Origin of the sequence: Legionella maceachernii (assembly GCF_900167045.1) — a bacterium.
GTDB classification, from domain to species: Bacteria; Pseudomonadota; Gammaproteobacteria; order Legionellales; family Legionellaceae; genus Tatlockia; species Tatlockia maceachernii.
In genome coordinates, this window is sequence record NZ_FUXJ01000002.1 from 309,189 (window position 1) to 325,069 (window position 15,881).

Below are 15,881 nucleotides of genomic sequence, written 5' to 3' on the forward strand. Positions count from 1 at the left end.
AGGAAATTATGAGCGCTTTAGTCATTGTTGAACACGATAATAAGCAAATGCACTCTGCAACTCGAAATACGTTTGCTGCTGCAAGGCAACTGGATAACAATCCTGTTTTACTCGTCGCAGGTCAAGATTGTAAAGCAGTGGCCGAACAGGCTGCCAAAATGGCGGGAGCCCATTCAGTGTGGTTAGTGGATAATCCAAATTTTGCTCATCAATTGGCTGAAATCATGAGTGATTTAGTGGTCTCAATGGCCTCTTCATTTTCTGCAATCTTGGCTCCGGCTTCTACGTTTGGTAAAAATTTATTACCTCGTATTGCGGCTAAATTAGATGTGGCTCAAGTTTCGGATGTGAGTAAAATCATCGACCAAGATACGTTCGAACACCCCATTTACGCAGGAAATGCCATCGAGACAGTGCGCGTTTTAGACAAAATTAAAGTATTGACCATTCGTCCAACGGCCTTCGACGCCATCCTTGATGAGCAAAATCCGTGCTCCATCGAACATCTTGATAAAACCATCGAAGGAAATAGCACGCAATTCATAAAGCAAGAGTTAAGTCGCTCAGAGCGCCCTGATCTAAGCAGTGCTAAAATTGTTGTTTCCGGCGGCCGAGGCTTACAAAGTGCAGAAAAATTTAAATTAATTGAAGAACTTGCGGATGCGTTAGGAGCGGCAGTGGGTGCTTCAAGAGCAGCAGTAGATGCCGGGTTTGTACCGAATGACTTTCAAGTAGGCCAAACAGGAAAAGTGGTTGCTCCCAATTTATATATCGCTGTGGGAATTTCTGGAGCAATACAACATTTGGCGGGGATGAAGGATTCGAAAATCATTGTTGCTATTAATAAGGATGCAGAAGCGCCTATTTTTCAAATTGCTGATTACGGTTTGGTGGGTGATCTTTTCGAATTGGTCCCTCAAATGATTAAGCAATTACAGGCAATGTAAGGAATAAATCCCTTTCTCTCTATCCCGGCGGCTTGTCCGCAGGACGAGGAATAAAAGGGAAACGTGAGCTATTACACTAAATCAACCAAGAACACTATTAGAAGGAATAAATCATGTTTGTCGGAGTTCCAAAAGAAATCAAGTCACAAGAAAATCGTGTTGGTCTTGTCCCTGCGAGTGTAAGAGAGATTGTCCGTGTAGGCAGTACTGTTTTGGTTGAAAAAGGTGCTGGGTTAGGGATCGGAATTAGCGATGAAGAATACAGCGCTGCTGGAGCAGAAATTGTTGCCACAGCAGATGAAATTTTTGAACGTTCTGAGCTTATTGTGAAAGTAAAAGAACCCCAACCCATTGAATGTCGCCGCTTGCGCGAAGGACAAACGTTATTTACTTATCTCCATTTGGCTCCGGATCCGCAACAAACACGCCTACTAAAGGAATCGGGTGCCACAGCGATTGCTTACGAAACAGTGACGCAAAATGATGGAGGCTTACCTTTATTAACGCCGATGTCACAAGTCGCTGGTCGCATGTCAATCCAAGCTGGAGCGCATTGTCTTGAAATGGCGCAAGGAGGATCAGGTGTATTGCTTGGTGGCGTTCCCGGTGTCGCTCCTGCTAATGTTGTTGTTATAGGAGGCGGTGTGGTAGGTACCAATGCGGTGCGTATGGCCATGGGTATGGAGGCACGAGTGATTGTCCTGGACAAATCATTGTCTCGCTTAAGGGAGCTCGATTTCCAATTTGGCTCAAAATTAAACACTATCTATGCTACCGTTGAAGCATTGGAGCAATATATAGCCGAAGCGGATTTAGTAGTCGGAGCAGTGCTAGTTCCCGGTGCCGCAGCACCTAAGTTGGTGACTCGAGCAATGTTAAAAACAATGCGCCCAGGCTCAGTGGTTGTCGATGTCGCTATTGATCAAGGAGGTTGCTTTGAAACCAGTAAGCCAACCACGCATCAAGACCCCACTTATGTATTAGATCATGTGGTTCACTATTGTGTCGCTAATATGCCTGGCGCTGTTCCGCGCACGTCCACTTTTGCCCTGAATAACGCAACGCTGCCTTTTGTCTTAAGCCTCGTCACCAAAGGGGTAAAATTGGCTTTATTGAGTGATGGTCATTTGCTGAACGGCCTCAATGTTCATAAAGGCATGATCACCTACGAGGCGGTGGCTCGCGAGCTAGGTTATGAATACGTCGCGGCTACAGATGCTTTGGCGAGTTAAAAATTCCATACCGTCTGCGATCTTAATGTCTTGTGCTGAAGAGGTTCGAGTGGTGGCTGAGAGAGCGAATACTACCCGCTCTCTCAACGCAGCCTTACGACTTCAAAACGCTCTCATTTGAGAATGTGCTTGATCGGGTTGCGATGCCACTTTTGCTAAAGGGAGAGCGTTATTAATTTGTTTAATCCAATCAGAGACGGCATGAATAAACAAAGCTTCGCTTGTACACAGTGAAGAATTAGTGATTTCTATTTTTGCGACGTTATCGGGATTAGTTAATAAAAAAAAGAGAAGATGGCATGCTGTTTGCCGAACAAACAGACTCGGACTATTGAGTTTATTGGTAACCGATTCAATAAGGGGCTCTCGCATTTTTTTCTCTAAAGCGGGAGCCATTGCGGCCAAACAATTCAATGCGGCTTGGCAAACATCCGAATCTGGGTGATTGAGTTTACTGATAACTGGTTCAATGAGCGTAGCTAGTGTTTCTTTTTCTAAAGCAGGAGCCATTGCTGTTAAACAATTTAATGCCGCTTGGCAAACATCTGAATCTGGGTCATTGAGTTTATTTTTAACAGGTTCAACAAGTGTTGCTCGTGTTTCTTTCTCTAAAGCAGGAGCCATTGCGGCCAAACAATTCAATGCGGCTTGGCAAACATCTGAATCTGGGTCATTGAGTTTATTAATAACAGACTCAACAAGCGTGACAAGGGTTTTTTTCTCTAAAGCAGGAGCCATTGCTGCTAAACAATCTAATGCGGCTTGGCAAACATCGGAGTCTTGGTCATTGAGTTTATTTTTAACAGGTTCAACAAGCGTTGCTAGCGTTTCTTTTTCCAAAGCAAGTACTATTACTTCTAAGCAATTTAATGCTGTTTGGCAAATAAACCCATTTTTCTCATTGAGGCTATTTGTAATCGACTCAATCAGAGTGACTAGCGCTTTTTTCTCGAGTGCAAAGACCATTATTTTTAAGCAATATAATGCTGGCTTGCGAATGTTCCCATCCTCATCGTGAAGCCTACTGGTAATAGGCTCGAAAAAAGAGGTTAACTTTTTTTTCTCTAAAAAAGGTGCCATGGATGCTAAACAATTCAATGTTGCTTCACGAATATACCAATTGGGGCTATTTAGATTAGTGGTAATAGGTTCAACAAAAGTCGCGAGTGTTTCTTTATCTAAAGAGCGTGCTATTACCGCTAAGCAAATTAAGGCTGTTTGGAGAGCCTCCCAATCTTGATTACTGAGTTTTTTAATGGGCTCAACAAGCGTTGTGAGTATGTCTTTCCCCAAAACAGGTGTCATGGAGACTAAACAATTTAGTGCTGCTTGGCAAACGTCTAAATCTTGGTCATTGATTAGGATATTTTTAACAGGCGCGATAAGTGTCGTTACGGTTTCTTCTTCTAAAGCCGGTACCATAGTGGTTAAGCAATTTAATGCGGCCTGGCTAACATCCCAATCCTGGTCATTGAGTTGATTGGTAACCGGTTCAACAAGCGATGCTAGTGTTTCTTTCTCTAAAGCAAAAGTCATCGCTGCTAAACAATTTAATGCTGCATGCCGAATTCTCCAATTTAAATCATTGAGTCTATTTTTAACAGGCTCAACAAGCGTTGCTAGAATTTCTTTCTTTAAAGCAGGTGCCATTATTTTTAAACAATTCAATCCTGCTCGGCATGCCTTCGGATCTTGCGCATTAAGTTTGGATATTATTTGTGTGATGTCCAGAGGAACTTTCCGAATTGTGCCAAGCAGTTTTAACCCCCGTAGTCGATCGGACAAGCTCAATTTCGGGTTTTTTACCTTAGTAGAAAAACTGATGACTAAGTCATTCAAATAATTGTTATTACCAGGCATTAAAATGGGAGCGAGGTTAAAAAGTGTTGTGAGCATTTTCATTTGGATTGCATAAAACTCGACATCATTTTTTGCAAATAAAACGTGCTCAATCGCTCTTTGATGTCTTCTATTGTAAGTGTTCCAGGCGCGTAAAAGTGCTTTAAGGTCTAAATTAGAGTAGATCTCTATCAAAAGTTCTCGGGGTAATGGAGAAAAAAAATCGGTCATCGTGTTTGCCATGGGACAGTACCTTAATATCAATGAAATTGAATGATAAAATCTATATAAATTTCAAAACGTTAGTCATTTGAGACAGGTAACCGCATCTTCTTTTTCAGCAGAGAAGACTTCATTTTGGTGACCTGTCGTGCTTTATACTTGTAGACCTCTCTTTGAGACCATAAGGCGCAGAATGGGGCATCTTGGCTGGTAAGGTTTGTTGGATGCGCCCTTAGCCTGTCATTTGAGGATATTCTTTCTCTGGTTGCAATATCACTTCTGCTGGATTTGTCTGTTTGCTAATGTGTGTAATCCAGTCAGAGACAGTATGGATAAACAAGGCTTCGCTTGTCTTCGGTAATGAAGGATTTAGTTCTATTTTTACCTCAATATTCGGATTGACGAGTAACAAAACAAGAAGATGACATGCTGCTTGGCGACTAGATGCATTTTGGTCATAAAGTTTGTTGGTAACCGTTTGCATAAGTGTGGCTAGTGTTTTTTCTTCTAAAATAGGTGCCATTGCTTCTATGCAATTAAATGCTGGGCGAACACATAAATTCGAAGCATTATTTAATTTATTTACAATAAATGGAACAAGCGTAGCTACTTTTTCTTTATCGAGAGAGGGTATTATAGCTGCGAGACAACTCAATGCTACTTGGTGAATTCTTGAATCTCTGCCATTGAGTTCATTTGTAATAAGCTTTACCACTTCTTCTAGCATTTCTGTCGTTAAATTCTTTAAACGAGGAGCTATTATTTTTAAGCGATTTAATGCGGATAGGCGAACGGTCCCAGATTGGTCGTTTAGTTCATGCGTAATGGATTTGACAAGCGATACCAAAGCTTCTTTCCCTAAAGTAGGGACTATTGTTTCTAAGCAATGGGATGCGGCTTGGCGAACTCTCCAATCTTGGTCATTAAGCTTATTAATAACTGGACTAATAAAGGTTTCCTGCATTTCGTTTTCTAAAGTAGGTATCATTGCAGCTATACATTGTAATGCTGCTCGGCAAACAGCCCAATCCAGATCAGTGAATTTATTTTTGATCTGTTGAACAAGCGTTGGTGGTATTTTTTGCGCTAAAACAGGGGCTATTGCTGCTAAACAATTTAATGCGGCTTTGCGAACATCGCTATCTTGGTCATTGAGTGTGTTGCTAACAGGTTCCACAAGACTTGCTAGGTTTTCTTGTTTTAAATGGGGTACCAATACTGCCAAGCAATTTAATGTGGTTTGACGCACTTTCCAATTTTGGACATTTAGATTGTTTTTAACGGGTTCAATAAGCGTCGTAAGTGTTTCTTTTTCTAAATGAGGCACCATTGCTGTTAAGCAATTTAACGCAGCTTGGCGAATATCGGCTGTATTTGTGTCATCTAGTTTGCTTATAACTAATTTAACAAGCATTGTCAGTGTTTGTTGTTCTAAAAGGGGTATCATTGCGGTTAAGCAAAGCAATGCAGCTTGACAAACATTCTTATCGGGATCATTGAGCTTATTTTTAACGGGTTCAATAAGGGTTGCTGATGTTTCTTTTCCTAAGGAGGGTATTATAGCAGCTAAGCGGTTTAGTGCGTCTTGGGGAATAGTCCAATCAGGATCATCGAGTTTATTGATGAGTGGGTTAACAAGCATTCTTTGCATTTCTTTATCTAAGGGAGGTGCCAGCACTGTTAAACAATTCAATGCGGTTTGACGGACATCTGAGTCTGGGTCATTGAGCTTATTTTTAACAGGTGCTACAAGAATTGCTAACGTTTCTTTTTCCAAAGCAGGTGCAATGCTCTTTAAGTAATTCAATGTTGCTTGGCGAATAGCATAATTTTCATCATCGAGTTTATTTTTAATAAGCTCGGCCAGAGTCGTGAGGGTTTCTTTCTCTAAAGCAGGCACCATCGCTGCCAAACAGTCCAGTGCTGCTTGATAGATTTTTTCATCTGAAGTGATGAGTTTAGCTTTAACAGGTTTAACAAGATTTGCTAGTGTTTTTTTATCTAAAGCAGGAATCACAGTGGTCAGGCAATCTAATGCTATTTGCACAGAGCTTGGCTCTGGTTGATCCAGTGTGGATAGGATCAGCGTAATATCTAATGAGAGGTCGTCAATAGTACCAAGCAGGTTTAATCCCCGTAATTGATCAGCCAAGCTTAAATTGGGGTTATTTATTCTGCTATAAAATTTTTTTTTCAAATCATTTAAATAGTCATTGTTATTGTTGAAAATCGAGGGCAGATTGGAAAGTAGCCTTAATAGGCTAAGTTGGCTTGAATAAAATTCGACATTATTTTTAGTAAATACAACGAATTCTATGGCTCTTTGGTGTATTTTACTTCCTGTGCGCCACGCGCGTAAAAGTTCTTCTAGACTTAGGTTAGAGTAGATATGGATTAAAATTTCTTGGGGTAAGGGAGTAAAAAAATCACTGAGAACACTAGCCATATGAAGTCCTTTTTTTGATCAAAAAAATAACAAATGATATTGCTAGCGATTGCTTTTGTCAAATTAATAATCAAAAAAGGGTAATAAGAAAAGGTGCAAAAGACAAAAGACCCAAGCCTAAACTCGGGTCAAAATAAATTGTCCTGTTCTTGTGAATTTGCTGCAGCTTGGACAGTGGTATTTTCAGCGGTGACGGTGGGATCGCTGTATACCGAAGTCGATGAAGAAGATTCTTCGGCCCCAGGGATGTCATGTTCACGAAAATACTCAGTAATGGCATTGGGTTGATCATTTTTAGCAAGCAATCCTGTGACTGGATCAATACGTACTGCAACCACATTTTGCGGTTGAGTTAATTCTTGCTCAGATGTATTTTCTAGCGCTATTTTCATAAAGTCTATCCATAAAGGCAATGCTACGCTTGCAGCATATTCATGCAACGATTGAGGTGTATCAAAACCAACCCAAGTGGTGACGACAATTTCGGAATTAAAGCCGGCGAACCACGCGTCAACTTGGTCATTGGTTGTGCCTGTTTTACCTGCAATATCTTGACGATTTAAAACTTTTGCAGCGTGTGCTGTACCATGTTGGATGACGTCTTTTAAGGCGGTGTTCATTAAAAAGGCGATATCTTCTGGAATCACTCTTGGCGCTAGATTAGACGGATCAACTTTGGAAGGATCACAATTATTTTTGCAAACAATCGTGGGCTTGGCTTGTAGAAGAATTTTACCGTCATTGTCGGTAATATGATCAATTAAGTAAGGTTCGACTTTATAGCCCCCATTAGCAAAAACGGCATAAGCAGTCGTCAGATCCAAGGGACTTACAGAAAGACTACCTAGCGCTAAGGAAAGCGCTTTAGGAAGGCTCGATTTGCGGAAGCCGAAATGGCTAATGAAGTCAATCGCATAGTCAAATCCAATATCGTCTAAGACACGAATAGAAACTAAATTGCGCGAGCGAACTAAAGCATCTTTAAGTCGCGTCGGTCCATTAAAAGTCAGGTTATCATTATGTGGACGCCATAAGTTGGCTTGGCTGGGATCATCAACCACCACAGGAGCGTCATTCACAAGCGTGGCCAGAGTATAGCCTTTATTTAAAGCAGCCGCATAAATGAAAGGTTTAAAACTTGAACCGGGTTGCCTTTCGGATTGAGTGGCCCGATTAAATTTGCTCTTTTGGAAATTAAATCCACCCACTAAAGCTTCAAGGGCACCGTTGTTTGGATTGAGCGCAACGAGTGCTGCTTCAACCTGAGGAATCTGAGTGAGCTGCCATTGGTCATTTTGGTTACGCACGTAGACAATGTCACCTACCGCAACGACTTGGCTGGCTTTGGTGGGCGCTTTACCCATCCAACCGTTCTTAAGTGCAGGCCTTGCCCAGGATAATCCTTCCCAAGGAATAGTGAATTTTAGCCCATGGCGAGTGGCAGCGGTGGCTTCTTTTTCACTTACCGTTAAAATGACTGCGGGTTCAAGATCATTGATCACCGGATACTGAGCCAGGATTTTGTGTAAGGAATCCACTGATTGGTTTTCCATGCCACTGATGTTAGCAACGGGACCGCGATAACCGTGGCGACGATCATAGGCAAGCAGATTATTGGTTACCACTTGATTGGCAGCGATTTGCAAAGGGCCTTTAATGGTCGTGTATACTTTGTAACCTTTTGTATAGGCCTTAGGCCCAAAATGTTCAAACATGGATTGACGAATCATTTCTGCGACATAAGGCGCATTAACCTGTACGTTAGTGCTGTGGTATTGAGCCGTGATAGGCTGAGCTATCGCTTCTTGATATTCTTTTTCAGTGATGAATTTTTGTTCAAGCAGGCGCTCTAGTACATGATCGCGACGCTTTTTGGCTGCCAGTGGATTAGCTATAGGGTTTTGCGTTGAAGGCGCTTGGGGCAAGCCGGCTATCGTAGCAATTTCAGCCAAGTTCAATTCTTTTAAGGTCTTGCCATAATACACCATTGCCGCCGCTCCCACGCCATAAGCGCGGTTTCCTAAATAGATTTTATTCAGGTAAAGCTCTAAAATCTTTTCTTTACTTAATTCGCGATCGATTTTAATGGCAAGCAAGATTTCATTGAACTTGCGTAAAAAGGTTTTTTTGCGCGTTAAAAAGAAATTGCGGGCTACTTGCATGGTAATAGTACTACCGCCTTGCGACTTTGTGCCTGTTTGAATCATGCGTACAGTAGCTCGGCCTAAGCCAAAAATATCCACACCGGGGTGTTCAAAGAAACGCTGATCTTCTGTTGCTAAAATCGCGTGAATCAGCATAGGCGGGATTTGTTCGTAAGTAACCGGTATCCGCCGTTTTTCACCATATTCTTGAATCAGTAACCCATCTTGCGTATAGATGCGCAAAGGAACTTGCAAGTGGACTGTTTTAAGCGATTCGACACTTGGAAGTTGACTTTCGAGGTATAAGTAAAGCACGCTGGCGCAGACTATAAAAAGGAAAAAAAGGCTAACCAATGCCCAAATGCCTTTGCGCCAGAAGTATGCTGCTTTTTTCATGAGAGGAATAATTTAAATGATTAAAATTGAATGTGCTGATTATAGCGCCATTTAATAGTATTTTGCGAATTATTAAGTAAAATACCGATTGTGTCTCATTTTTTACGCGCCAATGCGCTTAACCGCTCTTCATTTTCTCGACTGGTGTCCTCCAATCCTTAAATTTTTTTCTTGCTCTTGAGCGGATTGAAGTAACCTTTTTTTCTCTTCTTCTAAGTCAGCTACTCTTCGCGCAAAAGCAGCTATTTTTTGGCGTAATTCGCACATTTCTTTAATTTCTGTTTTATGCGCATCAACAATAGTTTTAATCGTTATCTTCACTGGCAATTCTTTCTTAGTGAATGCCAACTCAAAGAGGGTAAGCATTTTTTTTCGATAGCTTGTGCTGGAACGCAAGGCGTGGATACAACACCGCAATCGTTTTAGAAAGACATAGAAAACTCCCTGGTAATTGTGAATTGGTACCACTTTAACATCCTCGTTATCTTCTGTACTGAAATAACGCCATGAGAACAATTATTAGGCAGTAAGATTATTGGGGGTTACTAAGTATCCTTTTCATACTCATTCATTTAAAAAAATGAGTGATAAGAAATTTATTTTCATCAAGAACTCAGCTATGATGGTCGCGCTGAAAAACTGAAATGGAAAAGTGATTCAGTTATTGTCCAACTCGTAAAAAATAATGGAGTTATCGTGTTTAAACGATTCAAATCCAAGACTCGTTCAGTGCTTGGTATGGATATTGGTCCAACATCAATCAACATGCTTGAACTCTCCTTCCAGGGTGAAACGCTGTGTGTAGAAACTTGTGGTTATAAGCCTCTGCCACCGAACGTGGTGGAAGCCGGGGGCATTATTGACAGTGATACACTCAGTTTAACGATTAAAACCCTGCTATCAGAAATGAATCCAACAACGAGGCATGTAGCGCTTGCTGTTCCCGATTCAATGATCATGAGTAAAACAATCCAATTTGTTAACAATTTAACCGATCTTGAACTTGAAGAGCTGGCTTTTCACGAAGCAAAAAAATTACTTATGTTTTCATCAGAAGCGATTTTCGTCGATTTTGTTGTCCTAGGTGATAGTGAAATAGTTGGCATGGTGAATGTGTTGCTGGTCATTTCTAAGAGTGAACCTATCCTTAAACGTATTGAAGCGATTAAAAGTGCAGGTCTTGAGGTTATTCTTGTCGATATCGAATCCTATGCCATGGCGCGTGCGCTGAATTATATTAATCGCAGTAGCTTCGAAAAAGTGATCATGGTGGTCGATATCAGTTATCCATTCATGCGCCTATGCATTGTAACGAACGGTAGAGTGATTTACACGCGCGATGAAAAGATTGACATCGCGCCTTTGCTAGAAACACTGACGGAGCAAGAAAAAAAATTTGTCGCTGAGCAATCGTTCCTATCTAACCAAGAAATAATGTCCAAGTCATGGAGACTTTTCTCTGATTTAGCTTTGTTGCACTTAAAAAGGAATATTCAATTATTTTTGGCTAATGGCCATTATGGAGCAATTCATTTGATTTATGTCGCCGGAGAGGGGATTGAGTTAAATAAGCTTGCTCAATACGTTGAGGCAGAATTGAACATTTCAACCCTTGTTATTAATTTGCTTAACCACGCTAATATTCCAAACACGCCAAAGGGCGAAAAGTTTTCTCTTTCCTCTTCATTTTTAGTGAGTTTTGGTTTGGCTATAAGGCAAATGCCATGTTAATTGAGATTAATTTATTGCCTTGGAGACAATTTAGGCGCAATAGAGAAAGAAGAAATTTACTTGCAGTCGCGATGGTTATTTTCATATTGATTATATTCGCTTTTCTTCTGATCCATTCTCATATTAAAAAACTTAATGATTCAAAAGAAAAATGCATTAAAGATATTGAACGTAAAATCACCTACTTAAATAAAAAAATAAATGAAATAAAAAAAATAAAAATGAAAAAAGAAGGAATAATTAAGCGGATCTTGTTCAAGAAAAAACTGGATGAAGAAGGGTATTTGGTTGTTAATTTTTTCGGTGAAATCACTAAAATAATACCTCATGGTATTTATCTTAATCAAATGCAATTTAAAAATAACAAAGTTGTCTTGCAAGGGGTCTCTGAGTTTAATGATTTAATTGCTTCAATGATAAAAAACATTAAACAAAACCCATGGATGAAAGATCCAAGTTTACTCGAAGTGAAAAAAATTGATGGCTTAAATAAAGCCCAATTTAATCTTAGCTTTGCCCTTGTTTTTAAGGAAAAATGGAAGCCAAATGAAAAACATCAATTTTAATAAAACGAGATTGAAAAATCTTAGCAAGCTGCCAATTTCCTTACACTGCCTGATGCTAACCGCCTTGGCAATCAGCTTGATTCTGGTAAATTACTGTCTTATTTTACATCCAGATTTTGAGAAGAATAAAAAATTAGTAAATCAAGAAAATTCCCTCAAAATGGATTATGAGAATAAACTGAAAATTACAAATAATGATAATGAAGAAGTCCAGGGTTTAATGTTAAAAAATCATTACGAAAGCAAAATAGAAACGATATCTAAAAAAGACGAAATTCATCAGTTATTGGTCGACATTCAAGAGGCGTGTGTTAAATCAGGTATTACGTTAGAGGTTTTTTCTCCCGAGCCAGAATTGAAACATCCCTTTTTGACTGAAGAAAGCATTCATATGATAGTTATAGGTAAATATCACCAGTTGGCATTATTTTTAAATCAACTCTTACACTTTAATCGTCTAATTCGATTTGATTATTTTGATATCACAAAAATTTCATTCAATGGTTCTCAAAACAATTTTCAACAATTGCGCATGGAAGTAGAGGCAAAAATTTATCAATATAAACACGAAATAAAAAGATGAAGAATTGGATTGTTTTATTTGTGGTTCTATTTTGGTTATTAGTGGGTAATGCTGCTGAAGATGCTCTGTCTCTTTCTTTAAGAGAAAGTAAAATGGAGCCTTATTTGCCTAATAAAACTATTTCAAAGTTAGCGATTTTACCCGCGTTTTCTACTGCTAATATGATTGAATTCAATCCATTTTTTGAAAGAAATAAGAGTAATAAAGTGAGTGTTCGAGCTTCTCGAGAAAAACAATTTCCACCAGAAATGGTTATGGAGAAGCTACGTTACAGTGGATTGCTAAAAGGAAAGTCAATTTTTTGGGCAATATTGAGCCACTCTAATGGAAAAACCTCTTCCATTAAGTTGGGTGAGCAGATAGGAAAAACAAACTGGCGAGTGATGAAAATGACCAATAAATACCTTCTTTTAGAAGAAAAGATTTTTATTGCGGGTCAATCAAAACGAAAAGTCATGACACTTTATTTAAAACCGGGGTTTCCTGACAAAAAATAGGCCATTTAAAACGACATAGAGTATGAAAATAGCGAGAATAGATTTGAATAAAATTATCCTGATTCTTATGTTACTACTATGTAACGAATGCTTGTCTGCAGAGAGCATCGGTGTAAAAACAATAAAACCGGATCCTATTACCCAAGTGAAGAAACAGGAAAGAGTTCGCTTGCCCTCCTATGAACAGAAAGTGAGTAAGCATAAGCTCATTTCTTTAAATTTTCAGAATATTAAAGTGAGGGCTGTTCTGCAATTGTTGGCTGATTTTACTGGAATAAATATAGTAGTAAGTGATAAAGTAACAGGTAATATTAGCGTATGTTTGGATAATATTCCTTGGAACCAGGCATTGGATATTATTCTTACAACTCGATCGTTGAGTAAACGAAAAATAGGTAATGTGATGTTTGTAGCTCCTGTTGATGAAATCATAGAGCTTGAAAAAAAAGAATTTAATAGGGAGAATGATCGTAGAAACTGGGCACCGCTTCGATCAGATTTATTACAAATTAACTATGCAAAAGCAGTTGATATTGTTAATTTATTAAAAGATCCAAAAATGCCACTGTTATCTCCTCGAGGTAGCGCAAGTGTGGATCCTAGAACCAACACAATTTGGTTGCAGGATATTAAAGCTCATCTTGAAAAAATAAGAGAGCTGGTGCAACGCCTCGACGTGCCTGTTAAACAGGTCCTCATTGAGGCTCGCATCGTGAATGCAACGAAGGATTTTGCTAGGGATTTGGGCGTCCGTTTTGGTGTATCTGGGCCGACTCATTTAGTGGGTCGATTAAAGGGCATGAAGCAGTCATTGCCATCGAGTGGATTGAAAGAAGAGGTTCCTTTGGCCGAGCGCCTCAATCTTGATCTGGCTGCAGTACCTATTTCAGCCTCTCCAGCCTCGGTTGGCATTGCATTAGCTAAATTGGGTAATGGTATACTTCTCGATCTTGAGCTCTCTGCACTTGAGAGCGAAGGAAAGGGTGAAATCATTGCTAATCCCAGGCTAATAACAACGAATCAGCAGACAGCTGTTATTGAATCAGGGGAGGAAATACCATATCAGGAAGCGACATTAAGTGGGGCAACCGCTGTCGCATTCAAGAAAGCAGTACTAAGCTTAAAGGTGACACCGCAAATTACACCAGACAGTAAAATTTTAATGGATTTACAGATCAGTCAAGATATACCGTCTGTCAAGGTATTTAATGGCGTTCCTTCCATTTTAACAAAAGAAATACAGACAAGTGTCCTAATTAATGATGGACAAACCGTTGTTTTAGGAGGTATTTATAAACGAGATAAGTACAATGCACTAAATCGTGTTCCCTTCCTAGGAGAATTGCCTGTTGTCGGGCGATTATTTAGAAATAGCATAACCGCAGTTAAAAATGAAGAGTTGCTCATTTTCATTACTCCTAGGATAATAACGAACAACTTGTCAGTAGTAACGGTGGAAAAGCAAAGGCAAGCGATTGCAGGAGGTGTTAAGTTGGACAAGTTTGGTAAGCGAGTAGGGTCAATTCACTAAGTAATGTCTCTAGAGATATTGCTCAGTTCATTTGAATAATCGATGAAGACCTTTTAGCGTACTAGTTAATCGAATCTGGGGTTGATTTTTCCCCATGTTTACAGTCAAGGGGTATGTAATTAAAAATGAGCATAGTTAAAGTACGAAATATATTTCTAATTGGGCCGATGGGAGCAGGTAAGAGTACAATTGGCCGTACTTTGGCAAAAGAGCTCAAGCTTGAGTTCTATGATTCTGACGAAGTGATTGAAGAACGCGCAGGGGCGGATATTTCCTGGATTTTTGATATTGAAGGAGAAGAAGGTTTTCGTCGTCGAGAGCAGAAAGTAATTGATGAATTAACGCAAAAAACGAATATTGTCTTAGCGACTGGTGGCGGCGTCGTCATGACCCCTGAAAACAGAAATGCGCTCGCAGGTCGCGGTACAGTGATTTATCTTAAGACCTCCATACAGCAACAATATGAGCGAACAAAACGTGATACTAAACGTCCACTGCTGCAAACGGATGACTTAGAAAGCAGATTGGCCATGCTGCGTGATGAGAGGGAGCCATTCTATGACGAATTGGCAGATATTAGTTTCGAAACGGATAAACTCACGGTTAAAGCAGTAGCTAACAACATTATTAAATATATCTATGGCGAAATTTAAGTTACATCAAGAGCTGATTATTCGCCTACCAGGACATGAGTATCCTATTCTGATTGGGCATAATGCGTTAACCGACGAAAATCTGTTTCATCGTTACGTGTTGTCTAAGCAAGTACTCATCGTGACTAATACAACAGTCGCTCCCATTTATCTTGGATTTTTAAAAGCGGTGTTTGCTGATAGGCAATGCGATACTGTTATTCTTGAAGACGGAGAGGCCTTTAAAAATCAGCAAAGCTTATTTACTATTTATGATGCTTTGATAGCAAAGCATCATCACCGGGATACCACCTTAATTGCTCTAGGAGGAGGAGTTGTTGGGGATATAACAGGATTTGCTGCAGCGACCTATCAACGTGGTGTTCGATTCCTGCAAATACCTACTACGTTACTTGCTCAAGTTGACGCATCGATTGGAGGAAAAACGGCGATAAATCATCCTCAAGCAAAAAACATGATCGGTAGTTTTCATCAACCGAGTGCTGTTATTATCGATTTGAATACGCTTAAGACACTCCCTTTACGAGAGTTCCGCGCTGGCCTTGCTGAGGTCATTAAGCATGCCTTACTCGCCGGCGGTGAATTTCTTAATCTTGTTTATGCTGCTTTGGAAGAGGGGCTAGATTCCAACCATTCGGCCCAACTACCCGAAGTCATTAGTCAGAGTTGTCGAATTAAAGCGGACATTGTCCAGGCAGATGAACGAGAAGCAGGGCAGCGTGCTTTATTAAATCTCGGTCATACTTTTGCGCATGCGCTTGAAGCTTATACTCATTATGAGCGGTGGTTGCATGGAGAAGCTGTTGCAATTGGACTTTATTGTGCTGCTTTGCTTTCTTATCAGCTCGGTTTACTCGAAGAAAAAGCATTACAATTCGTTGATAAGCTATTGATGATGGCTAAATTACCACGCAGAATTCCTGCTGATATTGACCTAAATGAGTTACGTGCATTAATGTCACAAGATAAAAAAATTAAAAATAAGCACTTGCGCTTTATATTGATGAGCTCAATGGGAAATTGTCACATTCAAGACAATGTACCGGAAGATAGTTTGCGTTTATCATTACAAAGTGCAGTTGAAGGAGATTAGC

Annotated in this window: 13 protein-coding genes; 9 read left to right on the forward strand and 4 right to left on the reverse strand. The window is 39.9% G+C overall.

All coding sequences use genetic code 11. From position 1 onward, the window contains the following. Positions 1-8: 8 nt before the first annotated feature. Together B5D33_RS01360 and ald are read left to right on the forward strand one after the other, a co-directional pair. Positions 9-947, forward strand: coding sequence for an electron transfer flavoprotein subunit alpha/FixB family protein (locus B5D33_RS01360; protein WP_058452515.1), 939 nt, complete (start codon positions 9-11; stop codon positions 945-947). Positions 948-1,060: 113 nt separating this feature from the next. Then, complete coding sequence (gene ald, locus B5D33_RS01365) at positions 1,061-2,179, forward strand: alanine dehydrogenase (protein WP_058452516.1); 1,119 nt, start codon at positions 1,061-1,063, stop codon at positions 2,177-2,179. A 102-nt stretch (positions 2,180-2,281) separates the two neighbouring features. Here ald and B5D33_RS01370 read toward each other — a convergent pair whose 3' ends face one another. From B5D33_RS01370 to B5D33_RS01385, 4 genes are all read right to left on the reverse strand, one after another. Next, on the reverse strand, positions 2,282-4,261 hold the full coding sequence (locus tag B5D33_RS01370) for a HEAT repeat domain-containing protein (protein WP_058452517.1): 1,980 nt from the start codon (positions 4,259-4,261) through the stop codon (positions 2,282-2,284). Between the two features lie 211 nt (positions 4,262-4,472). Beyond that, positions 4,473-6,686 (reverse strand): HEAT repeat domain-containing protein, encoded by a 2,214-nt coding sequence (locus B5D33_RS01375; RefSeq protein ID WP_058452518.1) that lies wholly within the window; start codon positions 6,684-6,686, stop codon positions 4,473-4,475. Between the two features lie 128 nt (positions 6,687-6,814). Further along, positions 6,815-9,226, reverse strand: coding sequence for a penicillin-binding protein 1A (locus tag B5D33_RS01380; protein WP_058452519.1), 2,412 nt, complete (start codon positions 9,224-9,226; stop codon positions 6,815-6,817). 129 nt (positions 9,227-9,355) lie between these two features. Continuing rightward, positions 9,356-9,694: a hypothetical protein gene (locus B5D33_RS01385; protein WP_058452520.1), complete on the reverse strand. Its 339-nt coding sequence runs from the start codon at positions 9,692-9,694 to the stop codon at positions 9,356-9,358. Positions 9,695-9,922: 228 nt separating this feature from the next. Between B5D33_RS01385 and pilM the strand changes: the two genes are divergently transcribed. The 7 genes from pilM (at position 9,923) to aroB (ending at position 15,880) form a co-directional block, all read left to right on the forward strand. Continuing rightward, a complete protein-coding gene (gene pilM, locus B5D33_RS01390; protein WP_058452521.1) occupies positions 9,923-10,957 on the forward strand; it encodes a type IV pilus biogenesis protein PilM in 1,035 nt (344 codons plus the stop codon). Further along, positions 10,951-11,523, forward strand: coding sequence for a PilN domain-containing protein (locus B5D33_RS01395; RefSeq protein ID WP_058452522.1), 573 nt, complete (start codon positions 10,951-10,953; stop codon positions 11,521-11,523). The genes pilM and B5D33_RS01395 overlap by 7 nt, the downstream gene beginning before the upstream one ends. Continuing rightward, positions 11,504-12,106 (forward strand): type IV pilus inner membrane component PilO, encoded by a 603-nt coding sequence (locus B5D33_RS01400; RefSeq protein WP_058452523.1) that lies wholly within the window; start codon positions 11,504-11,506, stop codon positions 12,104-12,106. Before B5D33_RS01395 ends, B5D33_RS01400 begins: the two co-directional genes overlap by 20 nt. Continuing rightward, on the forward strand, positions 12,103-12,603 hold the full coding sequence (locus B5D33_RS01405) for a pilus assembly protein PilP (protein WP_058452524.1): 501 nt from the start codon (positions 12,103-12,105) through the stop codon (positions 12,601-12,603). The genes B5D33_RS01400 and B5D33_RS01405 overlap by 4 nt, the downstream gene beginning before the upstream one ends. Positions 12,604-12,646: 43 nt before the next feature. Then, entirely contained in the window at positions 12,647-14,134 is a 1,488-nt protein-coding gene (locus B5D33_RS01410; RefSeq protein ID WP_234802426.1) for a type IV pilus secretin PilQ, read from the forward strand. 125 nt (positions 14,135-14,259) lie between these two features. Then, positions 14,260-14,787 carry a shikimate kinase AroK gene (gene aroK / locus B5D33_RS01415; RefSeq protein WP_045098899.1) on the forward strand — a complete coding sequence of 176 codons (528 nt, stop codon included), beginning with the start codon at positions 14,260-14,262 and terminating at the stop codon, positions 14,785-14,787. Further along, the gene (gene aroB, locus B5D33_RS01420; protein WP_058452526.1) at positions 14,774-15,880 is read left to right on the forward strand and encodes a 3-dehydroquinate synthase; all 1,107 of its coding nucleotides are present in this window, start codon (positions 14,774-14,776) and stop codon (positions 15,878-15,880) included. Before aroK ends, aroB begins: the two co-directional genes overlap by 14 nt. The last annotated feature ends 1 nt before the right edge of the window (position 15,881 follow it).